Origin of the sequence: Klebsiella michiganensis (assembly GCF_002925905.1) — a bacterium.
GTDB lineage: Bacteria > Pseudomonadota > Gammaproteobacteria > Enterobacterales > Enterobacteriaceae > Klebsiella > Klebsiella michiganensis.
In genome coordinates, this window is sequence record NZ_PRDB01000014.1 from 122,371 (window position 1) to 146,079 (window position 23,709).

Sequence of the window (23,709 nt, forward strand, 5' to 3'; positions counted from 1 at the left end):
GTTAATCGGGCTGTTCAAGTGATTTGAGGTAGTCGTATATCGCCATCTGTGCGCGCACTTTGCGGCGATTGCCGCGCGGCACATAGCGATTACTCAGTTCTTTATCAAGATAGCGTGCTTTCACCGTATCGTTGAAGAGGAGATCGAAAATATCCAGCACCCGCTGTTTCAGGCGCGGATCCAGCAGCGGTGCGGCCACTTCGATACGATAGTCAATATTGCGCGTCATCCAGTCCGCGGACGATAGCCAAACCTGCTTATCGCCGCCGTTTTCAAAGCAATAAACGCGGTCATGCTCAAGGAAACGGTCAACAATGCTGGTCACGCGAATATTTTCGCTGATTCCTTCCAGACCGGGGATCAGCGAGCACATACCGCGAATAAGCAAATTAACCGGCACGCCGGAGCTGGAAGCGGCGTAGAGACGGTCTACCAGCCCCTTATCGACCAGGTTGTTCAGCTTCAGCATGATGCCCGATGGCTGACCATTTTGCGCGTTGGCGATTTCACGATCGATCATCTCATAAAGCAGGCGACGCGAGTTTTGCGGCGACACCAGCAGATAATCGAAGCTGACCGGGCGGTAGGGGTTTTCGATAAAGTTAAATACCCGGCGGACTTCATTGGTGATGCGCGCATCGGCGGTCAGCAGCGAGTAGTCGGTGTAAAGACGCGCGGTTTTTTCGTTGAAGTTGCCGGTACCGATATGCGCATAGCGCACAACTTCATCGCCCTCTTTGCGCGAAACCAGGAACAGCTTGGCGTGGATCTTGAGGCCCGGCGCGGAGAAGATAACGTGCACGCCAGCTTCGGTCAGGCGTTTAGCCCAATGAATATTGGCTTCTTCATCGAAACGCGCCTGCAGCTCCACGACCACCGTCACTTTCTTACCGTTGTGGGCGGCGTGAATCATCGAGTCGATAATCCGTGAATCTTTCGCGACGCGGTAGATGTTGATTTTGATAGCCAGCACGCTTGGGTCGAAAGAGGCCTGGCGCAGCAGCTCAAGGACGTGTTCAAACGTATGGTACGGGTAGTAAAGCAGCACGTCGCGTTCGCGGATTGCGTCAAAGCCGTTGCGGAATTTATCAAACCACAGATGACGCAGACGCGGCATCGGTTTGTTGACCAGATTGGCTTTGCCGACGTTCGGGAAGCCGATAAAGTCTTTAAAGTTGTGGTAACGACCGCCCGGCAGCATTGAATCGTAGTTGGAGATGGAGAGCTTATCGCGCAGCATTTCGACCATCGCGTCGGGCATATCGCGCTGATAAACGAAGCGCACCGGCTCGGCGGTCAGGCGCTGTTTCAGGCTGGAGGACATCAGCTCCATCAGGCTCGATTCCATCTCGTGCACCAGATCGTATTCGGCGTCACGGGTCATTTTCATCGAGTAGGCGTTCAGCGCGTCGTAATCAAAAAAGCCCTTGAAGATATCATCCAGGCAGTAGCGCAGGATATTATCTAACAGAATCATCGGCTTGCGGCGGCGAGGCGCTTCCGGCGGCAGGTTCACAAAACGCGGCACCTTGTCTGACGGAATTTCAAGCAGCGCGTAATTGATGGTATCCCCGCGAATAATCTCGACGGCCAGGTAGGTGTAATCATCCTTCAGGAACTGCACCAGATCCGTTTCGCGGTTAATCAGTATTGGCGTGATGTGCTGACGAAGATACAGCTTGAAGTAGTTACGCAGCCAGGACTGCTGGTTGACGGAGAGCTGGCGTTCGTTGATCAGGAAAATCTGGTTACGCGCCATTTCCAGCAGCAGCTCGTTGTATAAGCCGTCAAACTCCTGATCGGCCTTGAGCACGCGGGCCTGAATTTTGCCCAGCAGATGGCGAGAGTGTGCGGTACTGCCTTGTTCTTCGCTGATGATGATGCGGCGCTTCAGCTCGGCAAAGCGCACTTTATAAAATTCATCGAGGTTATTGGAGTAAATCCCTAAAAAGCGCATGCGCTCGATCAGCGGGTTGCTTTTGTCCGCCGCTTCCTGAAGTACGCGCTCGTTAAAGGATAACCAGCTGAGTTCTTTTTCGATGTATAGCTTTTCCTGGCCCATTACAGCTCACACTCCGGTAGATGTATGTTGCTTTTTCATTATGGCGAGCTTTGCCACTGAATGTCCAATTATGTCAAAGAAGTATGACTGTTTTCTTTCAGTATATAGCGAAGAAAAACAGACGATTTTCGCGACTTACGTTATGTTCAAGGCAAGGTGAGATTCAGGAGCAAAACCATGTGGGAGACGCGAGCGTTAGAACTGAATAATCAGGATATATGGAACTGGTCATCGGTATGCAATCTGGTCAGGTATGCCTCTCAGCATGGCTTTAATACTATCGTGGTGGGGCAGGCAGATCTCTTCGGTAAGCTGGTGTCCCCGAAGGGATATACGCCTTTTCACTATAACGATAGCGTTTCCAGCCAGCAGAGAGCGCGCTGTATCTACCTTAATCGTCTCGCCATGTATTGCCGCGAACAGGGGCTGCGATTTTATTTACAGGCAAAAGAGCTGGATTTCCCAACGGAATTGCTGTTGTCGCATAAGTATCTACTGGATAACCAGCAAGGGATCCTTTTTGATGTGGATTTCTGGAGCCGCTGGCTGACAGACAAAATTCGCGGCGTTTGTCAGGGAATTCCAGCTTTAACAGGGCTAATTATTGCGCTTTCCAGCACCGATGGTTTATTGCCGATTACGCGCCCTAAATGGGATATAAACGCCAGGGATGAGCCTGAAAATACCCGGCAACCGTCGCAAAGCTTTGTGCTCTATCGCCGTTGTTTTCAAGCGCTCAGCCAGGTGGTTACCGCACAAAATAAACATCTGGTTTTGCGGGTTTTCCCTGCAAGTAATGATGATCTTGGTACCGTTCTCGATGCTATCGAGCCGCTTCCGCCAAGCGTTTCGGTATCGATCAAGTTAACGCCAGAACGTTTCTGGCCAGCATTTCCAAATAATCCCGCACTGCTTCAGGTCACTATGCGAGACGTCTGGGTTGATATTGATTTAGCAGGCGAAGAGGTGGGCTGGGGCGTTATGCCTTTCTTGCGCATTGATGAGTTAAAAGGCCGACTGCTGTGGTGCCAAAGCGCGAATCCCAGAATCACCGGTGCGATATGCAAAACCAGTTGGGAGAGCGTTGATAACCACTGGATACCGGAAACGTTAAGCGAATGCAATCTGTTTGCCTGTAGCCAGCTGTTAGGTCATGGTGCGGGAAAGACCCAGGAGCAGCTGTTGGATCTCTGGCTGGCTGAGCGTTACGGCTGGTGCCCCGATGTTACAGTCGCCCGCCGTTTTCAGCAGCTACTTGAACAGGCAACGGAGGTGCTTTACCAGGCGATTTATGTTCGCGATCACGTTTTTCACCGCCATAGTCAGCTACCGGAAAGCTATGGTCAGGCAGTATGGAGTTTGTACAGCCAGCTGGCGCGTAATCACTGGCTGCCGGGGTCGGCCCAGGATATCCACTTCACGCGTGACGATCCGCAAATATCGATGGAAAACCTCACGCGAATTGCGCAAGAGAAGGATGAGGTAGCGGCAGATGCCCTGAAGCTATGCGCGCAGGCGCTGGAGTTTGCCGAGAATGCCGCGTTTCCCACGGCGCTCTATCGGCTCTGGCAGAATGAATGGCGGGGGCTCGCACTCTACTGTCAGCTGTTCACGCATGCACAGAAAGCTTTTTTTACGCTGCATTTTGCTCGTGAGGTGGAGAATAGCTGGAGTATGAGAGAAATCTGCCATATCAACGTGCAGGCGTTGTATCAGGGGGCATCCGAAATGGAGATGCTTTGCCAGCAGATGAACGAAGCATCGCCTGGGTTTTATATCATGTTCGATGCGGGTCGGGTTCGTAGCCTGGCTGATAGCCTGAGTAGCGAACTATCGGCACTCAGGCATTAGGTATTAACGCGTGCGGTATAAAGCCTCGACCAGGCTGAGCATCGCCAGCGCCTGGCCATATGGCATCGCAGTTAGGGGGATTCGTCGGTAATGGTCAAGGTCGTGTCCCATTGCCGTGCCAAATGAAACCTGGGTTAACTCTCCCTCCGGCGAGATATGCTCAATAATGCCTGCGATTGCTCGTTCGGCAACGGCTAGATAGCTGTCGTCCAGGTAGCCGAGACGTATCGCTTTCAGGATACCGGCTGCAAATCCCCCTGTTGCTGAGGCTTCAGCGTAGCTTGTTGCATCATCTAATAGCGTCGGCCATAGCCCGTTTTCACATTGACAGCGGGCGAGGGCGGATACCTGGCCCTGCAGGATGTTACAGAGCTGGCGATAGAAGGCGTCATGCTCATCAAGATTGAGCATTTCCAGTAGTTCAGGAATCGCCAGTGTTATCCAGCTATTGCCACGAGCCCATCGGGCACCGGCAAAATGATGCCTGCCGTCGAAATTCCAGCCGTGAAACCATAAACCACTTTTTCTATCCGTAAGGTAGTGAATGTGCTGTAGAAATTGAAATTTTGCTTCTTCTACCCAGTAAGGTTTTTGCAATAAAAACCCAATCCTGGCCAGAGGCAGGACCGCCATCATCAAGGTGTCATCCCAGATTTGCTGATAATGCGCGTTTTCGTAGGTGACATGCTGCATGCAGCCTTCATCAGTGCGCGGAATCTGACGATAAAGCGCATCTCCCCACACTTCCAGATACGCGCGCCATTCGTGACGAGCGTCCTGCTGGTAGCGACTGGCAAGCGTCAAAAAAGGGATCGCGGTATTAATATTCTTCTCCGGCGTTCCTTCGGCGAAACGGGCGCTGAACCAGTCGTCAATAATCTGCCTGGCGCGAGATGAGCCGGTAAGTTCATGGTAGCGGTAGAGACCAAACAAGCCGATACCATGTGTCCATTCCCATCCAGCCCAGCCTTTTGTATCAATCACGCGCCCGTCAGGCAGGCGCTGCAGGAATTGACCATTGTCATCCTGAATTGCGGTGAGGCTATCGATCAGTTTTTCGATAAGACGGATGATTTCAGGATGGCTTATTTTCTGCGACATAGTGATTCCTTTGCGCTGTCGTTTCAGCTGTATGCTGCCAGTGGGTATTCATATGCGGATGCCCGGTAAGTAACTCTACGGTTTGTCGTACCTGTGTTGATGCATCTTCGGGTTTACCGCCAGACCGCAGACGCTCTAGCTCGAAGGTAAGCGTCTTATGACACTCCTGGCTTAGACGAAAGCGAAACGCGCCGTACATCGCCAGCAGAGTGAGTAAACCCGGTCCGATAAGGAATACCCACCAGATGCCGTTTAGCGCGGCGGCATCTTGCGACTCTGCGCCTTTGGTAAAGCCAAACGCCTCCAGCGCCAGTCCAACAATAAACAGGGCGAGGGCCTGGGAAAATTTGCGCGTTAGCATCATGACGCCCGCGTAAATGCCTTCACGTCTGACGCCGGTATAAGCTTCATCCACATCAGGTAAAAAGTTGTAGACGTTCCATGGGATAAGATAGGTTCCGCCGCGTGCGATGCCCATCACGATGGCCCCGCCGAATAAGAACCCTGATAAATGGCTAATGGAGGCGGAAAGCTGGCTGAACCACAGTAGAGCGCACATAATCAGTGCAATTGCCAGTTTGTAGGCGTTGCCGTTGCCGATGCGAATACAAAGCCAGGTAAAGAAAGGGATGGCAAAAAATTGAAATAGCGTCATCAGGCTCATTGCCTGGGAAGCTAAGGATGCGCCGACCTGAAGTACATATGTAAGATAGTGCATAAACAGCGAGCCGAAAATATCCAGGGCGACGGCTCCGCCAACGTACATCATGATGTGAATGCGAAAAGTACGTAAACGGAAAGTTGAAGCCATTTCTCGATACAGCGAAATAATTGTTTTCCCCATCCCGCGCTGAGTCGAAGGCGGCGGGAGATTCTCCCGTTCCCAGGTTCCCCGCCAAACGAAGATCCACGGTAGGGCGAAGAGTACGGAAAAGACCAGGCCGATATATAAAAATGCCTGCGATTTATCGGCGACGTGCGCCAAAATTTGTCCTGGGATAAGTGCAGATAAAAACGCTGTCGCCTGGGCAAATAGCATCCGCGCGCCAGACATTTTTGAACGCAGATCGTAACGCAAGGTCATCTCCGCAGGCAGCGTATCGTAGGGCACCATCAAGAGGGTAAAAACGGTGCTGAATAACAAATAAGTACCAAGATACCAGGAATAGCCAAAACCGCTTACCCACATCAGGGCAAAGCAAAAGGAGAGCGGCGCGCCGATAATAAAGAATATTCGGCGTCGCCCCCAGCGCGTGCGAATATTGTCGGTGATATAACCCATGATCGGGTCGGTGATGCCATCCCAAATTTTGGCGATCGCAAAGATGGATGCGGCGGCGGCGGGAGAAAGGCCCGCCACTTCAATATAAAAATAAAGCAGCCAAAGCCCGGTGATCGTCATTGCCCCGCTGCCGAAGATATCGCCCATCCCCCAGCAGAGAATATTGCGTGTTTTTACTTCCCGTGGTGCCGTTACTGTCCTCGTCATTTTTCCTGTCTCTTCTGTCAGTAAAGAGGAAGTAGCACAGTAAAAGAGGTGAAAATTTTGCGGAATCGTCATTAAGGCGCTTTTGTTAAGAACTGAGAGCGGGGCGGAGAAAGCGGATTAAATGAAATAAATAGCGTGATATGGCCGGCAGTATTAGGACGGGCGAAAAAATGAAATGTGATAGCCATCGCTATTTCTGCGGAAGGAGCGAGAAGAAATGTGTCCGAAATCACAGATGAACTGCGGGAAAAAAGGACGTTGTGAGAACGGCGACAGATTACTTATGTCGATGCTGTTTTGCCCTACGGCGATCGATAATGACTGTGTTCAGATAGCATTCCCATTTCATCTCAGGAAATCCTATGAACATTTTTCTTTCAAACTGGCGCCCGCACGCAGATGGTATTACTCGCGACACTGAGATTTTTCAAAAAGCGCTGGATACCTTATCGCAAGCGGGCGGCGGTACGCTGGTGGTGGAAAGTGGAAAATATTACCTTGGCGGGTTACGCATGGGGTCAAACACCTGCCTGTGGTTGTCACCCGGTGCAGAACTCATCGTCAGCGATAATTATGCTGACTTCACCCAGGCGGTGGCCTTAAGTCGCGCAGAGTGCTCAGACCGGGCTTTCCTCTATGCCCAGGATGCCGAAAATATCTCGATTTGTGGGGGCGGTACTATTTACGGTAATGCCGATGGTTGGTTCTCCTCATCGGTTGATGATATGGGCTATCGCACGCCCGCCGAACAGCGGCCGCGCATGATTCTTCTGGAAAATTGCCAGCGGGTCAGGCTGGAAAATATCTGTATACACCATGCGCCGATGTGGACAATTCATCTTGTTTCATGTTCACAGGTGGTGATTGATGGCATTACCGTCGATAACGATCTGACAATGGCAAATACTGATGCGCTGGATATCGATAGCTGTCAGCAGGTACACGTTGCTAATAGTTTTTTTAGTGCGGCGGACGATGCAATTTGTCTGAAAACCACCGATAAACCGGCGGCTATCCAACGTCCTCTACGTCAGGTGACGATCGTCAATTGTACCCTGCGCTCAAAAAGCTGTGCTTTTAAAATCGGCACGGAAACCTGGCAAGATATTGAAGATATTGTGGTCAGCAACTGCACTATCTATGATTCGAATCGCGGTATCGGCCTGATTTCACGAGATGGCGGTCGGCTACGAAGAATGCTCTTTACCAGCATGACTTTTGAGTGTGTGGCGGCGCCAGCCTGTCACTGGGGGGAGGCGGACCCGATTTTCCTCTCCGCGCGCCGCAGGAATCCGCAGATCGAGCCCGGTGAGATTACGCAAATCCAGTTTCGTGGGCTTTGCGGAGAATGTGAAGGCGCCATCAATATGCACAGTGAAACCCCTTCCATGATCAACCGAATACGACTCGAGAGTATTCAGCTTACCCAGCGACTGCATTGCCACGGTTGGCAGGGGAATTATGATATTCGTCCGCCGTGTAATCCTTTTTCGCCAACAGGAATGGGTATCGATAACGCCTGGTGCCTCAACCCAGAAACGGGAAAGGCCTGGGGAGTCGAACCCTATCCCGGAGGGCTACCCGTCCTGTTTGCGCAGGGGGTTTCCGATTTAGTCATCACAGAACTTGATTGGCAGCGTCCAGTTCCCCTACCGGCAGGCTGGAATACGCAAGCGCTGTGTCTGGAAAAATGCGAGCGGTCATCCGTGCGGGAAACCTGAGCTAATGAAAAACGCCTCCAGCGGACGCCAGAGGCGGGGAAGTTTACTCTTCTGCCGCATATCCCTGCGGTGGAAGAGGAACATTATCAAGCCAGGCTTCGTTTCCTTCCGCGCGCAGGCGGCCGTCGACAAACCAGCTGATAGCCAGGGGATAGATATCGTGTTCCTGAGCCTGTACGCGGGCGGTAATGTCGTCCTCGGTATCTTCAGCGAAAACCGGCACCTTTGCCTGCAGAACCACCGGACCTCCGTCCAGCTCATCGGTCACAAAATGCACCGACGTCCCGTGCTCCTCATCGCCATTTTCCAGCGCCTGACGATGGGTGTGCAGCCCCGGATATTTTGGCAGCAGGGAAGGGTGGATATTCAGCATGCGCCCCTGGTAGTGGGCGACAAAAGCCGGGCTAAGAATACGCATGTAGCCGGCGAGAACCACCAGATCCGGCGCGTAAGCATCGATCTCGTGCATCAGCTCTCGGTCGAAAGCTTCCCGGTTGGCAAACTGGCTGGCGGCGAGCGCGTGAGCCGGAATATTGGCCGCGCGTGCGCGCTCAAGGCCGAACGCGTCGGCCTTGTTGCTGAAGACTGCACGCAGGGTGCCGTTGATTTTTTTCCGGGCGCAGGCGTCAATAATCGCCTGCAGGTTGCTACCGTTACCGGAAATCAGCACCACGATGTTTTTCATTCAATGACCACACGCTGTTCGGAATCAGAGGCTTTGATATACCCTATTTTCCACGCGCTTTCACCTTTGTCGTTCAGGAAGGCAATGGCTTTATCCGCCGCTTCCGCCGGCAGCGCGATGACCATGCCGACGCCGCAGTTAAAGGTGCGATACATTTCGTGGCTGCTAACGTTACCCGCGGTTTGCAGCCAGTTGAACACGTCCGGCCACTGCCAGGAGGATTCATCAATGACCGCCTGGGTGTTGTCCGGCAGCACGCGCGGGATGTTTTCCCAGAAGCCGCCGCCGGTCAGGTGGGCGATGGCGTGCACGTCAACGTTGGCGATCAGGTCGAGTACGGATTTCACATAAATGCGGGTCGGCGCCAGCAGATGGTCGGCCAGCGGCTTACCGTTGAGATCGGTGGTTTGCGGGTCAACGCCGCTGACTTCGATAATTTTGCGCACCAGAGAGTAGCCGTTAGAGTGCGGGCCGCTGGAAGCCAGCGCCACCAGCACGTCGCCATCGGCCACTTTGCTGCCGTCGATAATTTCTGATTTTTCTACCACCCCAACGCAGAAACCGGCCACGTCATAATCTTCGCCGTGGTACATGCCCGGCATTTCCGCCGTCTCGCCGCCCACCAGCGCGCAGCCTGACTGCAGACAACCTTCGGCAATGCCGCTGATTACGCTCGACGCAGTATCGACATCCAGTTTGCCGGTCGCGTAGTAATCAAGGAAGAACAGCGGCTCTGCGCCCTGAACCACGAGGTCGTTTACGCACATAGCGACCAGGTCGATACCGATAGTGTCGTGACGCTTGAGGTCCATCGCCAGACGCAGCTTGGTGCCGACGCCGTCGGTGCCGGAGACCAGAACCGGTTCGCGATACTTCTGCGGCAGCGCGCACAGCGCGCCGAATCCGCCCAGTCCACCCATCACTTCCGGGCGGCGGGTTTTCTTCACCACGCCCTTAATACGGTCGACGAGAGCGTTGCCTGCATCAATATCCACGCCGGCATCTTTATAGCTGAGAGAGGTTTTATCGGTCACTGCGAAGTCTCCACGCGTTTGCGGTAGCAATAAAAAACGGCGCAATTCTAACAGGGATAGCAAACGTTTGCGAGCCTGCTTTGCAGCCGATGTAAAACGGCCGTTAAGTGCGCAAATTTGATACTGTTCACGAAAATGAAACCGGGTACATTCTTCTGCTTGCCAGCGTTGTCGGGAATAATCATCATGCCAGTGAAACCGGTTTCTTTCCTGATTCCTGGAGAGATAAACCGCGAATGTGATGGATTCTGGAGGAAAGCTGAGGATGAACATTGCCGCATTTGATATCGGTGGCACGGCGTTAAAAATGGGGGTAATGACGCGCGAAGGCACGCTGCTGGAGAAAGGAAAGCAGAACATCGTCGACAGCGACGGCGACCAGATCCTGCAGGCGATGCTGGCGTGGATCGCCGCTCACCCGGCGTGTGAAGGGGTGGCAATCAGCGCGCCCGGCTACGTTAACCCGCACACCGGCTTTATCGAAATGGGCGGCGCCATCCGTAAATTCGATAACTTCGCCATCAAGCGCTGGCTTGAGCAGCAGGTTCGCCTGCCCGTGGCCATTGAGAATGATGCCAACTGCGTGCTGCTGGCCGAGCGCTGGCGGGGTAAAGCCGCCGACATGAGCAACTTTCTGGTCCTGACCATCGGCACCGGCATCGGCGGGGCGATTTTCTGTAATAACCAGCTGGTCCACGGCGCGCGCTTCCGCGCCGGCGAGTTCGGCTATATGCAAACCGCGCGTCCGGGTACCCGCGATGTGCGGCGCTATTCGATGAACGAAAACTGCACGCTGCGCGTGCTGCGCCATCGCTACGCTGAACATATCGGCAAGGCGCTGGATGACGTCACTGGCGAAGAGATTTTTGACCGCTACGATGCGGGCGACGCCACCTGTCGACGTCTGGTCGCTGAATTCTTTAACGGCCTGGGTACCGGGCTTTACAACCTCGTCAACTTATTCGACCCGCAAACGATTTTGATCGGCGGCGGGATTGTGGAACGACCGGGCTTTCTGGCGCTGCTGCGCGAACATCTGGCCTGGTTTGGCATTGCGGAATATATCGACACCGTCAGCCACGGCAACGATGCCGGGCTGGTAGGCGCGGTTTACCATTTCAATCAGCAATACCGGTCGCAGAGCGGCGACTGCGCATAGGGAGAGAACATGTCCGGATTTAAAGAAGGTTTTCTGTGGGGCGGCGCGGTGGCGGCGCATCAGCTGGAAGGCGGCTGGAAAGAGGGTGGTAAAGGGGTGAGCGTCGCCGACGTAATGACCGCAGGCGCGCACGGCGTACCGCGCGAAATCACCGATGGCGTGCTGCCGGGGAAAAACTACCCCAACCACGAAGCGATTGATTTTTATCATCGCTATAAAGACGACATTCGGCTGTTTGCCGAAATGGGCTTCAAATGCTTCCGCACCTCTATTGCCTGGACGCGCATCTTTCCGCTGGGCGATGAGCAAGAACCTAACGAGGCCGGGCTGCAGTTTTACGACGACCTGTTCGATGAGTGCCTGAAGCACGGTATTGAGCCGGTGATTACGCTCTCCCACTTCGAAATGCCGTACCATCTGGTGACGGAGTACGGCGGCTGGCGTAACCGTAAACTGATTGATTTCTTCGTCCGCTTTGCCCGGGTGGTATTTACCCGCTACCAGCACAAAGTGAAGTACTGGATGACCTTCAATGAGATCAATAACCAGGCCAACTTCCACGAAGATTTTGCGCCGTTCACCAACTCCGGACTGAAATATCTGCCGGGGGAGGACCGCGAGCCGGTCATGTTTCAGGCGGCGCACTATGAGCTGGTCGCCAGCGCGCTGGCGGTTAAAGCCGCCCGCGAAATTAACCCGTCATTGCAGATTGGCTGCATGATAGCCATGTGTCCGATTTACCCGCTGAGCTGCGCGCCCAACGACATGATGATGGCGATGAACGCCATGCATCGCCGCTACTGGTTTACCGACGTTCACGTGCGCGGCCGCTATCCGCAGCACCTGCTGAACTACTTCGAGCGTCGCGGTTTTGCGCTGGACATCACCGAAGAAGACCGCGTGGCGCTGACTCAGGGCTGCGTCGACTATATCGGCTTTAGCTACTATATGTCGTTCGCCACGAAAGCAACGGATGATAATCCGCAGCTGGATTACGATGAAAGCAAGAGCCTGGTTTCCAACCCGTACGTGCAGAAGTCAGACTGGGGCTGGCAGATTGATCCGGTCGGGCTGCGCTACTCCCTGAACTGGTTCTGGGATCATTACCAGCTGCCGCTGTTTATTGTGGAGAACGGCTTTGGCGCCATCGACGTGCGCGAAGCGGACGGCTCGGTGGATGACCAGTATCGTATTGACTACCTTTCCGCCCATATCGCCGAAATGAAAAAAGCGGTTGTTGAGGATGGCGTCGACCTGATGGGCTATACCCCGTGGGGCTGTATCGACCTGGTTTCCGCGGGAACCGGTGAGATGAAAAAACGCTACGGCTTTATCTACGTGGATAAAGATAATGAGGGCAACGGTACGCTGGCACGTAGCCGTAAGAAATCTTTTGCCTGGTATCAGCAGGTTATCGGCAGCAACGGCGAAAATCTATAAACGGCCGTAAAGCCCCATTCAGCCCCGCCTTCGCGGGGTTGTTTTATTTTGTCTTATACTGGCTCAGGCAGCGTAAAGCATTTTGGTTGATCCCGGTCAAACATATCGGCTATGGCGTAAAAGGAAAAAGGCGGTATAATCCGGCGATTTTTTTTGTGGCTGCCCCTCAGAGGAGAAAGAGAATGAAGATCGTGGAAGTGAAACACCCACTCGTCAAACACAAGCTGGGCCTGATGCGTGAGCACGACATCAGCACCAAACGCTTCCGTGAACTCGCCTCAGAAGTTGGCAGCTTACTGACTTATGAAGCTACTTCCGATCTGGCGACCGAAAAAGTCACCATCGAAGGCTGGAACGGCCCGGTAGAAATTGAGCAGATCAAAGGCAAGAAAATTACCGTAGTGCCGATTCTGCGCGCGGGTCTGGGGATGATGGAAGGCGTGCTTGAGCACGTGCCGAGCGCGCGCATCAGCGTGGTGGGCATCTATCGTAACGAAGAGACCCTTGAGCCGGTGCCTTACTTCCAGAAGCTGGTATCCAACATCGACGAACGCATGGCGCTGGTGGTTGACCCGATGCTGGCGACCGGCGGCTCCATGATCGCCACCATCGACCTGCTGAAAAAAGCGGGCTGCTCCAGCATTAAGGTGCTGGTTCTGGTGGCGGCGCCGGAAGGCATCGCCGCGCTGGAGAAAGCGCATCCGGACGTTGAGCTGTACACCGCGTCCATCGACCAGGGCCTGAACGAGCACGGATACATTATTCCGGGGCTCGGCGACGCCGGCGATAAGATTTTTGGTACGAAATAAATGATGAAGTAGAAAAAGCCGACTTTGAGAGTCGGCTTTTTTTTGAATAAAACACACCAACAGCAATCAACAAACGACTCTCAGAGGAAAATGCCATGACGCGCCGTGCTATCGGGGTGAGTGAAAGACCGCCGCTTTTACAGACAATCCCGCTTAGTTTGCAACATCTGTTCGCCATGTTTGGCGCAACGGTACTGGTGCCCGTTCTGTTCCATATCAACCCGGCCACGGTACTGCTGTTTAACGGCATCGGAACGCTGTTATATCTTTTCATCTGCAAAGGCAAAATTCCGGCTTATCTCGGATCGAGCTTTGCGTTTATCTCCCCGGTGCTGCTTCTGCTGCCGCTGGGCTACGAAGTCGCTCTCGGCGGCTTTATCATGTGCGGCGTGCTGTTTTGTATCGTCTCCTTTATTGTCAAAAAAGCCGGAACCGGCTGGCTGGACGTGATGTTCCCACCGGCGGCGATGGGCGCGATTGTCGCGGTTATCGGCCTGGAGCTGGCGGGCGTGGCGGCGAATATGGCCGGTCTGCTGCCCGCTGACGGGCAATCGCCGGACAGCAAAACCATTATTATTTCGATGGTGACGCTGGCGGTGACGGTTTTCGGTTCGGTGCTGTTCCGCGGTTTCCTGGCGATTATCCCGATTTTAATCGGCGTCCTGGTCGGCTACGCGCTCTCCTTCGTGATGGGCGTCGTCGATACCACGCCCATCGCCGAGGCCCACTGGTTCGCGCTGCCGACATTCTACACCCCGCGCTTTGAATGGTTTGCGATTTTCACCATTCTCCCCGCCGCGCTGGTGGTGATCGCCGAGCACGTTGGACATCTGGTAGTCACGGCCAATATCGTCAAAAAAGATCTGATCCGCGATCCGGGCCTGCATCGTTCAATGTTTGCCAACGGCCTGTCTACGGTGATCTCCGGCTTCTTTGGCTCCACGCCAAACACCACCTACGGCGAGAACATTGGCGTGATGGCGATCACCCGCGTCTACAGTACCTGGGTTATCGGCGGCGCGGCGATCATCGCGATTCTGCTCTCCTGCGTCGGCAAGCTGGCGGCGGCGATCCAGATTATCCCGCTGCCGGTAATGGGCGGCGTCTCACTGCTGCTGTACGGGGTTATCGGCGCTTCGGGTATTCGCGTGCTGATCGAATCTAAAGTCGATTACAACAAGGCGCAGAACCTGATTCTGACCTCCGTTATCCTGATCATCGGCGTCAGCGGGGCAAAAGTGCATATCGGCGCCGCCGAGCTGAAAGGCATGGCGCTGGCGACCATCGTTGGCGTCGGGCTGAGCCTGATCTTCAAACTGATTAGCGTGCTGCGTCCGGAAGAGGTGGTTCTCGACGCTGCGGATAGCGAAGAAGCAAAACATTGATCCTTATACCGGGCGGCGATCCTGCCCGGTTCTCTCCTTGCGTATTTCTGTGCTAAACTCTCCGCGTTTTTCTGCAAGCCTATGTTGAGGTCCATCTGAACGCACCGGCACAGCTCTCTTTGCCACTGTATCTTCCCGATGATGAAACTTTCGCGAGTTTCTGGCCGGGCGATAACCCTTCTCTTCTTGCCGCCCTTCAGAACGTGCTGCGGCAGGAACATAGCGGATACATCTACATCTGGTCACGCGAAGGGGCGGGGCGCAGCCATCTCCTGCACGCGGCCTGCGCGGAGCTCTCTCAGCGCGGCGATGCGGTGGGCTACGTACCTCTGGATAAACGGACGTGGTTTGTTCCTGAAGTGCTGGACGGGATGGAGCACCTGTCGCTGGTTTGTATCGATAATATTGAGTGCGTAGCGGGCGATGAACTGTGGGAAATGGCGATTTTCGACCTCTACAACCGCATTCTCGAGTCCGGTAAAACCCGGCTGTTGATTACCGGCGACCGACCGCCGCGCCAGCTCAAGCTTGGCCTGCCGGATCTGGCTTCGCGTCTTGACTGGGGGCAAATCTACAAGCTGCAGCCGCTGTCGGATGAAGACAAACTCCAGGCGCTTCAGCTTCGCGCCAGACTGCGCGGTTTCGAAATGCCGGAAGACGTCTGTCGGTTCCTGCTTAAGCGGCTGGATCGCGAAATGCGTTCGCTGTTTATGACGCTCGATCAGCTCGATCGCGCTTCCATTACCGCCCAGCGCAAGCTGACCATTCCTTTCGTGAAAGAGATCCTCAAGCTTTAGCGGGCCGCGGCCTGAGGATCAACAACTTAGTTAACGATTTCCAGAACCTGCTCCGGCGGGCGACCGATACGGGCCTCACCGTGGCTAACGACGATAGGCCGTTCAATCAGCTTTGGATTATCAACCATCGCCTGGATCAGCGCATCTTCGCTCAGCTGCGGGTTAGCGAGATCGAGGGATTTATAGAGATCTTCTTTCTGGCGCATTAAGTCGCGCGCGCTGGCCATCCCCAGCATCTTCAGCAGCTGGCGCAGCGTGGCGGCATCCGGCGGCGTCTCCAGATAGAGCACCACTTCGGGGTCGATGCCGTTAGCCTTCAGCAGGCTCAGCGTGTCGCGACTCTTGGAGCAGCGCGGGTTGTGATAGATTTTGACCGTATCGGACATGAGGTCTCCTTACATTTTCTGGTACGGTTTGAAGCGTTCCTGCAGCTGACGCAGCTGATCGATACGCGCATCGTAGCGGGCCTGCTGCAGGCTGCCTAATTTTACCTGTGAGCTGGCGCTGCTGAGCAGGGTAATGGCCTGATCGAGTCGGCCAACCAGCGCCATGCCTTCCGCTCGGGCTGCCAGCTCCTGATCGCGATTTCCCAGTTTAGCTTCCGCTTGCGCCAGCAAATCCCAACCATTGACGTCATCTTTATTATTGAAGGTATAGCGGTTAAGGATCGTCGCCGCTTCCCCCGGCTGCCCGCCTTCCAGCAGGGCGTTGGCGAGGTTGAGCTGCAGCACCGGATTAGTACGCAGCTCGCGGGCGCCCTTCAGGCGATTAATCGCGTCTGTGGCTCTCTTTTGCCCGAGATCGATATCGGTCGCCAGGTCAAGGTACCAGGCGTTCTGCGGTTCGGCGCTCAGCAGCGGCTGCAGCGTTTTGCGCGCCAGATCGTAATTGTTATTGCCCATGGCCAGCAGCGCGCGGCCGTACTGGGCGGCGTGCTGCTCGCGAATATTGCCTTTTTCCCAGCTGCTCAGCAGGTCGTTGCCCAGCTTATTGTCGCCGGAGGTGTACATGCCCAGCGTTCTGGCCTTCGCCAGGTAGAAGTCAGCGGAGGACTGCACGACAACCGGGCGCATCTGGTTCGCACGGTTGCGGGCGTCGGCGAGACGGCTTTCCGGTAAGGGGTGGGTCAGCAGCATTTCCGGCGGCCGGGTGGAGTAGCGCGACTCGTCGAGCAGCTTACCCATAAACGCCGGCATTGCCTGCGGGTCGAACCCGGAGCGCTGAAGGACCTGAATGCCAATGCGGTCGGCCTCTTCTTCATTTTGACGGGTAAAGCTGATCAGCCCCTGCTGGCTGCCCGCCAGGGTGCCGGTCAGCGCGGCCATCCCGGCCTGCGGGCTGGCCATCGCCAGCAGAATCGAGCCCAGCGCGCCGACCCAGGTCAGCGGAGCGTTACGCTTTTGGTCTTCCATCGCGCGGGCGAGATGGCGCTGGGTGACGTGAGAAATTTCGTGCGCCATTACCGACGCCAGCTCGCTTTCATTATCCGAGTAGCGGAACAGGGCCGAGTGCAGTACGACGTTACCGCCGAAGAAAGCAAAGGCGTTTATTTGATCGTTATTAATCAGATAAAAGTGGAACGGGGTGCGAACGGAATTGGCGTGCGACACCAGGCGCATGCCTAAACCGTTAATATACTGCACCAGCAGCGGATCGTTGATCAACGGCGCGCTGCCGCGCAGCTGGCGCACGTAGTAATCTCCCATCTGCATTTCCTGGCCGATGGAGAGCGTGCTTCCTGCGGAGGTGCCCATGTCCGGCAGAGTGTCTGCGGTATCGGCAAAAGCAGGTAATATTGAACCCAGCGTCAGCGACGCTATGACGGTCGCCACCAGCGTTTTCTTCAACTGCCTGAACATAACCTCTGTCCTGTAATGTAGGTGTGCCAGTTTGACCGATTGTGCGGCGTAATGTTCCCTGACCGCAAGCAGGTCCAGCGAGTTTAGCCGTCGTTCGCGGCGTTGCAAATATGATATTCATCCGGCCAGTAATGTTTGTGGTTTTACCCATAAAAAGCGAAGTCTTTTTTGTGACATTTCGATACAATTCCTGAGATTGTTACAGTTCCGCTCTTCAGGGAAGGGTTTTATGCTCCAGATGTTAATGCAGTGGTACCGTCGTCGGTTCAGCGACCCGGAGGCGATAGCGCTGCTGGTCATTTTGCTGGCTGGGTTCGGCATTATGTTTTTCTTCAGCGGCCTGCTGGCACCTTTGTTAGTGTCGATTGTTCTGGCCTATCTGCTGGAGTGGCCCACCGTCAGACTGGAGCGTATCGGGTTTTCACGTACCTGGGCCACCTCGGTCGTTCTGATTCTGTTTGTCGGCATTCTGCTGCTGATGGCGTTTGTGGTGATGCCGGTTGCCTGGCAGCAGGGCATTTATCTGATTCGCGATATGCCCGGGATGCTGAATAAACTTTCCGATTTCGCCGCCACGGTGCCGCGCCGTTATCCGGCCCTCATGGATGCCGGCATTATCGATGCGATGGCGGAGAATATGCGCAGCCGGATGTTAACCGTCGGCGACTCGGTGGTGAAATATTCGCTGGCCTCTCTGGTCGGGCTGCTGACCCTGGCGGTCTATCTGGTGCTGGTGCCGCTGATGGTTTTCTTTCTGCTGAAAGATAAAGAGCAGATGCTTAATGCCGTACGCCGGGTGCTGCCGCGCAACCGCGGCCTGGCCGGGCAGGTATGGAAAGAGATGAACCAGCAAATTACCAACTATATTCGCGGTAAGGTGCTGGAGATGATTGTCGTCGGCGTGGCGACGTGGATTGGCTTTATCCTTTTTGGCCTCAACTATTCGCTGCTGCTGGCGGTGCTGGTAGGGTTCTCGGTATTAATCCCCTATATCGGCGCGTTTGTGGTCACCATTCCGGTGGTGGGCGTGGCGCTGTTCCAGTTTGGCGCGGGAACCGAGTTCTGGAGCCTGTTTGCGGTGTACCTGATTATTCAGGCGCTGGATGGCAACCTGCTGGTGCCGGTACTCTTCTCGGAAGCCGTTAACCTGCATCCGCTGGTGATTATTCTGTCGGTGGTTATTTTTGGCGGTCTGTGGGGATTCTGGGGCGTGTTCTTCGCTATTCCGCTGGCGACGCTCATCAAAGCGGTGGTGCACGCCTGGCCGGATGGCCTGATAGTGGAAGACGAGCATTAGCGCTAAGCCGCAAGGAATGCCCTAAAAAAAGACGCCGGGTGGTTGAGAACGACCCGGCGTCTTGCGTTTATCTTAGCGTCAGGCGTTTTCTTTCAGCCAGTTCAGCACCACGTCGTGGTGATTGCTGGTTTTGAAATCATCAAACACATGTTCGATTTTGCCGTTGGCGTCGATGAGGAAGCTAATACGATGGATACCGTCGTAGGTTTTCCCCATAAAGGTTTTTTCACCCCAGATACCAAACTGCTCGCATACCTGATGATCTTCATCAGACAGCAGAGTGAAGTTCAGCAGCTCTTTTTCGGCGAAACGGGAGAGTTTTTCTGGTTTATCCGTACTGATACCCAGTACTTCAACGCCTGCTTTTTTCAGGTCGTCCATATTATCGCGTAAACCGCACGCCTGTACGGTGCAGCCCGGGGTCATGGCTTTCGGATAAAAATAAACCAGAACACGCTGTCCCTGGAAGTCGGTCAAATTTACTTCCTCGCCGTCCTGGTCCGGTAAGCTAAATTTCGGTGCAATATCACCGGCTTTCAGTGGGTTCATCACTCAAACTCCATCCTGTTCATCATGCTGTGAATAATTAACAATGTTAATACTGCCTTGTGCATTCAGTTCTGTACATAGGGCTTTGAACGCTTGTTCGATATTTGATGCATTTTGCGTAGTCGGGCTGTGGGCGGTGATTTGAATAAAAAGCTGTGCTGACTCGTCGTTCGCTCCGGGCTGAGTGCGGGAAACCAGCTCGGCAATGTTCATTTTCCACGTATCGCACAGCGCCGTAAACCGCTCAATGATATGCGGCGAATCCGGCACCTCAACCTGAACCCAGACGGTGTTCTGCATCGCCTGAGGTGGCCTCGCGGTTGTACGCTTCATCACGATAAGCAGATCCAGCTCGGCGCCTTTCAGCGGCAGAGTGGATTCAATCAGGTTAATTGCATTCCACGAGCCGGAAAGCAGCATGATAAACGTAAACTCATCGCCAAGCATGGCCAGCCGACTGTCTTCAATATTACAGCCGCAGCTGCTGACGTGACGAGTGATCGTATTCACGATGCCTGGGCGGTCAGCACCCAACGCGGTAATAACCAGATAGTGTTGTAATGAGGCTGTCAAACCTGTTCTTCCTTTAAAAAGGTGAGGTAACGTTAGGAAAGCATAAAAAAAACCGGCATACAACATCCCTGATGGCATCGGGTCTCTTGCTTTTATTACGACTCCAAACGTAACATTGAGAATCTTGTCCCACTTATGCTCTGAGGATGGCCCATGTTTACGGGAAGTATTGTAGCGCTTGTCACGCCAATGGATGAAAACGGCAACGTCTGCCGGTCAAGCCTGAAAAAACTGATTGATTATCATGTCGCCAGCGGAACCTCGGCGATCGTTTCGGTAGGGACTACCGGAGAGTCCGCAACATTGAGCCATGAAGAGCATGGTGATGTGGTGATGCAGACGCTGGAGCTGGCCGACGGGCGTATCCCGGTCATTGCCGGTACCGGTGCAAATGCAACCGCAGAGGCGATTAGCCTGACCAAGCGATTTAACGATAGCGGCGTGGTTGGCTGCCTGACGGTAACGCCGTATTACAACCGTCCGACCCAGGAAGGGCTGTTCCAACACTTTAAAGCTATCGCAGAACATACTGACCTGCCGCAAATCCTGTATAATGTGCCGTCCCGTACCGGTTGCGATATGCTGCCTGAAACCGTTGGTCGTCTGGCGGAAATTAAAAATATTATCGGTATTAAGGAAGCGACGGGGAACTTAAGCCGCGTTCATCAGATCAAAGAGCTGGTTTCAGATGACTTTATTCTGCTGAGCGGCGATGACGCGACCGGAATGGACTTTATGCAGCTTGGCGGTCATGGCGTGATTTCCGTAACGACAAACGTTGCGGCGCGCGAAATGGCCGAGATGTGCCGACTGGCGCTAGCAGGTCAATTTGCCGAAGCTCGTGCGATTAACCAGCGTCTGATGCCATTGCATACCAAATTATTTGTCGAACCCAACCCTATTCCGGTCAAATGGGCCTGTAAGGCGTTGGGTCTTGTGGCGACCGATACGCTACGCCTGCCGATGACCCCGATTACCGAAAACGGTATTAAGGTTGTGACCGCAGCGCTGAAGCATGCCGGTTTGCTGTAAAGTTTAGGGAGATTTGATGGCTTACTCAGTACAGAAGTCGCGCCTGGCGAAGGTTGCGGGTGTTTCGCTGGTTCTACTCCTCGCGGCCTGTAGTTCTGACTCGCGCTACAAGCGTCAGGTGAGCGGCGACGAGGCCTATTTGCAGGCTACGCCGCTTAGTGAACTTCACGCGCCAGCAGGGATGATCCTGCCGATTCAGGTGGGTGATTATAATATTCCGGTTGCGACCAGCACCGGTAACACTGGCAAAGCCCTGGACATTCGTCCGCCGGCCCAGCCACTGGCGCTGGTCAGCGGTGCGCGTACGCAGTTTAACGGTGATACCGCGACGCTGATGGTGGAAAACGGGCGCAGCGGTTCGCTGTGGGCGCAGGTGGCAAGCATCGTGCAGTCGAAAAACTACACTATCGCGAAACGCGACGATGCCGGCCAGACGCTGAATACCGACTGGGTCGAATGGAATCGCCTCGATGAAGACCAGCAGTATCGTGGTCGCTATCAAATCTCAGTTAAGCAGCAGGGCTATCAGCAGGCGGTGATCGTGAAGCTGGTGAATCTGGAGCAGGCGGGTAAACCTGTTGCCGATCCGGCTTCGCTGCAGCGCTACAGTACCGCCATGCTGAACGTCATCTCCGAAGGTCTGGATCTGAACGCCACCAGCGCGCAGAACGCCGCGCAGAAAAACGCCGGGGCGACCTTCGACGTGCAGAGCGGCGCTGATGATACCGGCCTGCCGATGCTGATCGTTCGCGCGCCGTTTAACCTGGTGTGGCAACGCCTGCCGGGCGCGCTGGAAAAAGTGGGCATGAAGGTCACCGATAGCTCTCGTTCTCAGGGCAGCTTCTCCGTCACCTACAAACCGCTTTCCGACAGCGGCTGGACCGATCTGGGCGCCCGCGACCCGCAGCTGGTTTCCGGCGATTATAAACTGCAGGTCGGGGACCTCGATAACCGCAGCAGTCTGCAGTTCATCGACCCGAAAGGCCATACGCTGACGCAGTCGCAAAATGATGCCCTGGTCGCCGTATTCCAGGCCGCATTAAGTAAGTAATTAACAGGGCTGGAGCAATCCGGCCCTTTTTAATGTATAGTGACGCAAACGTGTGCGTCAGCAGAAAAGCACAAATTTTTATCGTTAATCATCACTGGAGTGACAAAGATGCAAAAGCAAGCTGAGTTGTATCGTGGTAAAGCGAAGACGGTATACAGCACCGAAAACCCGGATCTGTTGATACTCGAATTCCGTAACGATACGTCAGCAGGGGACGGCGCTCGCATTGAGCAGTTCGATCGTAAAGGCATGGTGAACAACAAGTTCAACCATTTCATTATGAGCAAGCTGGCGGAAGCGGGTATCCCGACCCAGATGGAAGCGCTGTTGTCCGATACCGAGTGTCTGGTTAAAAAGCTGGATATGGTGCCGGTGGAGTGCGTGGTGCGTAACCGCGCTGCCGGTTCGCTGGTGAAACGCTTAGGGATTGAAGAGGGCATCGAGCTGAACCCGCCGCTGTTCGACCTGTTCCTGAAGAACGACGCCATGCACGACCCGATGGTCAACGAATCCTACTGTGAAACCTTTGGCTGGGTGAGCAAAGAGAACCTGGCGCGTATGCAGGAGCTGACCTACAAAGCTAACGATGTGCTGAAAAAGCTGTTTGACGATGCGGGCCTGATCCTGGTGGACTTCAAGCTGGAGTTCGGTTTGTTCAAAGGCGAAGTGGTGCTGGGGGATGAATTTTCTCCGGACGGCAGCCGTCTGTGGGATAAAAAAACCATGGATAAAATGGACAAAGACCGCTTCCGCCAGAGCCTTGGCGGCCTGATTGAAGCCTACGAAGAAGTCGCTCATCGCCTGGGCGTGAAGCTCGACTAATCCCCCGACGCCAGAAGAAGTTTTCTTCTTCTGGCGCTCTTCTTGCTGTTTCCTGTGGTAATCCTCCGCTGAACCGCCTACGATCTTATTCATTGGTTAATATGATGAATTGAGGTGCTTATGCGCTGGCAAGGACGTCGCGAGAGCGACAATGTGGAAGATCGTCGTGGTCAATCTGGTTCACCGATGGGCGGCGGAGGCGGTTTTCGTCTCCCCAGCGGTAAAGGCGGCATTGTACTGCTGATTATTGTTCTGGTGGCGGGCTATTACGGCGTGGATTTAACCGGCATGCTGACCGGCGAGCCGGTATCTCAACAGCAAACCACCCAACGCTCCATTAGCCCGCAGGATGAAGAGGCCGCGAAATTCACGAAGGTGATTCTGGCGGACACGGAAGATACCTGGGGCGCTATTTTTAAAGATATGGGCCGTCAGTATCCGCAGCCCAAACTGGTGATGTACCGCGGCGCGACGCGGACCGCCTGCGGCACCGGTCAATCGGTCATGGGGCCTTTTTACTGCCCTGCGGACAGCACGGTGTATATCGACCTGTCATTCTACGATGAGATGAGAAACAAGCTTGGCGCCGGCGGCGATTTCGCGCAGGGCTACGTTATCGCCCACGAGGTTGGCCATCACGTACAAAAGCTGTTGGGTATTGAATCGAAAGTGCGCCAACTGCAGCAAAACGCTTCGCAGGCGGAAGCGAACCGTCTGTCGGTAAAAATGGAGCTACAGGCGGACTGTTTTGCCGGCGTCTGGGGCTACAACATGCAGAAGCAAGACTACATGGAGACCGGCGATCTGCAGGAAGCGCTGAATGCCGCAGAGGCGATTGGCGACGATCGCCTGCAGCAGCAGAGCCAGGGGCGCGTCGTGCCGGACAGCTTTACCCACGGAACGTCGCAGCAGCGCTATACCTGGTTTAAACGCGGTTTCGATAGCGGCGACCCGGCGCAGTGCAACACCTTCGGCAACGCGCTGTAATGCTCT

21 protein-coding genes are annotated in these 23,709 nt (G+C 54.6%); 12 read left to right on the forward strand and 9 right to left on the reverse strand.

The window, feature by feature from the left end:
* Window position 1: 1 nt before the first annotated feature.
* Complete coding sequence (gene ppk1 / locus CDA56_RS23790; RefSeq protein WP_004123499.1) at window positions 2-2,062, reverse strand: polyphosphate kinase 1; 2,061 nt, start codon at window positions 2,060-2,062, stop codon at window positions 2-4.
* Between the two features lie 177 nt (window positions 2,063-2,239).
* Between ppk1 and CDA56_RS23795 the strand changes: the two genes are divergently transcribed.
* On the forward strand, window positions 2,240-3,913 hold the full coding sequence (locus CDA56_RS23795; RefSeq protein ID WP_047723131.1) for a hypothetical protein: 1,674 nt from the start codon (window positions 2,240-2,242) through the stop codon (window positions 3,911-3,913).
* A gap of 3 nt (window positions 3,914-3,916) precedes the next feature.
* Here the strand turns inward: CDA56_RS23795 and bglB are convergent, their stop codons facing one another.
* Entirely contained in the window at window positions 3,917-5,014 is a 1,098-nt protein-coding gene (bglB, locus tag CDA56_RS23800; protein ID WP_103815070.1) for a beta-galactosidase BglB, read from the reverse strand.
* Window positions 4,989-6,575: an MFS transporter gene (locus tag CDA56_RS23805; protein WP_481808259.1), complete on the reverse strand. Its 1,587-nt coding sequence runs from the start codon at window positions 6,573-6,575 to the stop codon at window positions 4,989-4,991. Before CDA56_RS23805 ends, bglB begins: the two co-directional genes overlap by 26 nt.
* Window positions 6,576-6,865: 290 nt before the next feature.
* Here CDA56_RS23805 and CDA56_RS23810 point away from each other — a divergent pair, with 290 nt between their 5' ends.
* On the forward strand, window positions 6,866-8,224 hold the full coding sequence (locus CDA56_RS23810; RefSeq protein ID WP_025106614.1) for a glycoside hydrolase family 28 protein: 1,359 nt from the start codon (window positions 6,866-6,868) through the stop codon (window positions 8,222-8,224).
* A gap of 43 nt (window positions 8,225-8,267) precedes the next feature.
* On the opposite strand, the gene purN is transcribed toward CDA56_RS23810, so the two are convergent.
* Both purN and purM read right to left on the reverse strand, forming a co-directional pair.
* Window positions 8,268-8,909, reverse strand: coding sequence for a phosphoribosylglycinamide formyltransferase (purN, locus tag CDA56_RS23815; RefSeq protein ID WP_004853109.1), 642 nt, complete (start codon window positions 8,907-8,909; stop codon window positions 8,268-8,270).
* Complete coding sequence (gene purM / locus CDA56_RS23820) at window positions 8,906-9,943, reverse strand: phosphoribosylformylglycinamidine cyclo-ligase (protein ID WP_004853107.1); 1,038 nt, start codon at window positions 9,941-9,943, stop codon at window positions 8,906-8,908. Before purM ends, purN begins: the two co-directional genes overlap by 4 nt.
* Window positions 9,944-10,208: 265 nt before the next feature.
* On the opposite strand from purM, the gene bglK reads away from it, so the two are divergent.
* The 5 genes from bglK to CDA56_RS23845 all read left to right on the forward strand — a co-directional run bounded on the left by bglK (window position 10,209) and on the right by CDA56_RS23845 (window position 15,533).
* Window positions 10,209-11,102 carry a beta-glucoside kinase BglK gene (gene bglK / locus CDA56_RS23825; RefSeq protein WP_014230345.1) on the forward strand — a complete coding sequence of 298 codons (894 nt, stop codon included), beginning with the start codon at window positions 10,209-10,211 and terminating at the stop codon, window positions 11,100-11,102.
* 9 nt (window positions 11,103-11,111) lie between these two features.
* Window positions 11,112-12,542: a 6-phospho-beta-glucosidase gene (locus CDA56_RS23830; RefSeq protein WP_025106615.1), complete on the forward strand. Its 1,431-nt coding sequence runs from the start codon at window positions 11,112-11,114 to the stop codon at window positions 12,540-12,542.
* A gap of 182 nt (window positions 12,543-12,724) precedes the next feature.
* The gene (gene upp, locus CDA56_RS23835; protein WP_004123492.1) at window positions 12,725-13,351 is read left to right on the forward strand and encodes a uracil phosphoribosyltransferase; all 627 of its coding nucleotides are present in this window, start codon (window positions 12,725-12,727) and stop codon (window positions 13,349-13,351) included.
* Window positions 13,352-13,446: 95 nt separating this feature from the next.
* Complete coding sequence (gene uraA, locus CDA56_RS23840) at window positions 13,447-14,736, forward strand: uracil permease (protein WP_004853099.1); 1,290 nt, start codon at window positions 13,447-13,449, stop codon at window positions 14,734-14,736.
* A gap of 95 nt (window positions 14,737-14,831) precedes the next feature.
* A complete protein-coding gene (locus CDA56_RS23845; RefSeq protein ID WP_211800913.1) occupies window positions 14,832-15,533 on the forward strand; it encodes a DnaA inactivator Hda in 702 nt (233 codons plus the stop codon).
* Between the two features lie 26 nt (window positions 15,534-15,559).
* Here the strand turns inward: CDA56_RS23845 and arsC are convergent, their stop codons facing one another.
* Both arsC and bepA read right to left on the reverse strand, forming a co-directional pair.
* On the reverse strand, window positions 15,560-15,919 hold the full coding sequence (arsC, locus tag CDA56_RS23850) for an arsenate reductase (glutaredoxin) (protein ID WP_004853095.1): 360 nt from the start codon (window positions 15,917-15,919) through the stop codon (window positions 15,560-15,562).
* Between the two features lie 9 nt (window positions 15,920-15,928).
* Window positions 15,929-17,392 (reverse strand): beta-barrel assembly-enhancing protease, encoded by a 1,464-nt coding sequence (bepA, locus tag CDA56_RS23855; RefSeq protein ID WP_004853093.1) that lies wholly within the window; start codon window positions 17,390-17,392, stop codon window positions 15,929-15,931.
* 229 nt (window positions 17,393-17,621) lie between these two features.
* Between bepA and CDA56_RS23860 the strand changes: the two genes are divergently transcribed.
* Window positions 17,622-18,689: an AI-2E family transporter gene (locus tag CDA56_RS23860; RefSeq protein WP_004123481.1), complete on the forward strand. Its 1,068-nt coding sequence runs from the start codon at window positions 17,622-17,624 to the stop codon at window positions 18,687-18,689.
* A 78-nt stretch (window positions 18,690-18,767) separates the two neighbouring features.
* Here the strand turns inward: CDA56_RS23860 and bcp are convergent, their stop codons facing one another.
* Together bcp and CDA56_RS23870 are read right to left on the reverse strand one after the other, a co-directional pair.
* Entirely contained in the window at window positions 18,768-19,238 is a 471-nt protein-coding gene (gene bcp / locus CDA56_RS23865; protein WP_004104423.1) for a thioredoxin-dependent thiol peroxidase, read from the reverse strand.
* 3 nt (window positions 19,239-19,241) lie between these two features.
* Complete coding sequence (locus tag CDA56_RS23870; RefSeq protein WP_004123480.1) at window positions 19,242-19,811, reverse strand: glycine cleavage system transcriptional repressor; 570 nt, start codon at window positions 19,809-19,811, stop codon at window positions 19,242-19,244.
* 153 nt (window positions 19,812-19,964) lie between these two features.
* Between CDA56_RS23870 and dapA the strand changes: the two genes are divergently transcribed.
* The 4 genes from dapA (at window position 19,965) to ypfJ (ending at window position 23,703) form a co-directional block, all read left to right on the forward strand.
* On the forward strand, window positions 19,965-20,843 hold the full coding sequence (gene dapA / locus CDA56_RS23875; protein ID WP_004853086.1) for a 4-hydroxy-tetrahydrodipicolinate synthase: 879 nt from the start codon (window positions 19,965-19,967) through the stop codon (window positions 20,841-20,843).
* A 16-nt stretch (window positions 20,844-20,859) separates the two neighbouring features.
* Window positions 20,860-21,894, forward strand: a complete 1,035-nt coding sequence (gene bamC / locus CDA56_RS23880; RefSeq protein ID WP_049101678.1) for an outer membrane protein assembly factor BamC — start codon at window positions 20,860-20,862, stop codon at window positions 21,892-21,894.
* A 108-nt stretch (window positions 21,895-22,002) separates the two neighbouring features.
* Window positions 22,003-22,716 (forward strand): phosphoribosylaminoimidazolesuccinocarboxamide synthase, encoded by a 714-nt coding sequence (gene purC / locus CDA56_RS23885; RefSeq protein ID WP_004104417.1) that lies wholly within the window; start codon window positions 22,003-22,005, stop codon window positions 22,714-22,716.
* A gap of 120 nt (window positions 22,717-22,836) precedes the next feature.
* A complete protein-coding gene (gene ypfJ / locus CDA56_RS23890) occupies window positions 22,837-23,703 on the forward strand; it encodes a KPN_02809 family neutral zinc metallopeptidase (RefSeq protein WP_014839185.1) in 867 nt (288 codons plus the stop codon).
* Window positions 23,704-23,709 lie beyond the last annotated feature (6 nt).

Excerpts from the sequence above, each read along its gene's own strand:
- arsC (WP_004853095.1), bottom strand. The coding sequence starts at position 15,919 with ATGTCCGATACGGTCAAAATCTATCACAACCCGCGCTGCTCCAAGAGT.
- bepA (WP_004853093.1), bottom strand. The coding sequence starts at position 17,392 with ATGTTCAGGCAGTTGAAGAAAACGCTGGTGGCGACCGTCATAGCGTCG.
- dapA (WP_004853086.1), top strand. The coding sequence starts at position 19,965 with ATGTTTACGGGAAGTATTGTAGCGCTTGTCACGCCAATGGATGAAAAC.
- bamC (WP_049101678.1), top strand. The coding sequence starts at position 20,860 with ATGGCTTACTCAGTACAGAAGTCGCGCCTGGCGAAGGTTGCGGGTGTT.
- CDA56_RS23830 (WP_025106615.1), top strand. The coding sequence starts at position 11,112 with ATGTCCGGATTTAAAGAAGGTTTTCTGTGGGGCGGCGCGGTGGCGGCG.
- ypfJ (WP_014839185.1), top strand. The coding sequence starts at position 22,837 with ATGCGCTGGCAAGGACGTCGCGAGAGCGACAATGTGGAAGATCGTCGT.
- purN (WP_004853109.1), bottom strand. The coding sequence starts at position 8,909 with ATGAAAAACATCGTGGTGCTGATTTCCGGTAACGGTAGCAACCTGCAG.
- ppk1 (WP_004123499.1), bottom strand. The coding sequence starts at position 2,062 with ATGGGCCAGGAAAAGCTATACATCGAAAAAGAACTCAGCTGGTTATCC.
- bcp (WP_004104423.1), bottom strand. The coding sequence starts at position 19,238 with ATGAACCCACTGAAAGCCGGTGATATTGCACCGAAATTTAGCTTACCG.
- bglK (WP_014230345.1), top strand. The coding sequence starts at position 10,209 with ATGAACATTGCCGCATTTGATATCGGTGGCACGGCGTTAAAAATGGGG.
- CDA56_RS23860 (WP_004123481.1), top strand. The coding sequence starts at position 17,622 with ATGCTCCAGATGTTAATGCAGTGGTACCGTCGTCGGTTCAGCGACCCG.
- uraA (WP_004853099.1), top strand. The coding sequence starts at position 13,447 with ATGACGCGCCGTGCTATCGGGGTGAGTGAAAGACCGCCGCTTTTACAG.
- CDA56_RS23810 (WP_025106614.1), top strand. The coding sequence starts at position 6,866 with ATGAACATTTTTCTTTCAAACTGGCGCCCGCACGCAGATGGTATTACT.
- upp (WP_004123492.1), top strand. The coding sequence starts at position 12,725 with ATGAAGATCGTGGAAGTGAAACACCCACTCGTCAAACACAAGCTGGGC.
- CDA56_RS23805 (WP_481808259.1), bottom strand. The coding sequence starts at position 6,575 with ATGACGATTCCGCAAAATTTTCACCTCTTTTACTGTGCTACTTCCTCT.
- purC (WP_004104417.1), top strand. The coding sequence starts at position 22,003 with ATGCAAAAGCAAGCTGAGTTGTATCGTGGTAAAGCGAAGACGGTATAC.
- CDA56_RS23795 (WP_047723131.1), top strand. The coding sequence starts at position 2,240 with ATGTGGGAGACGCGAGCGTTAGAACTGAATAATCAGGATATATGGAAC.
- bglB (WP_103815070.1), bottom strand. The coding sequence starts at position 5,014 with ATGTCGCAGAAAATAAGCCATCCTGAAATCATCCGTCTTATCGAAAAA.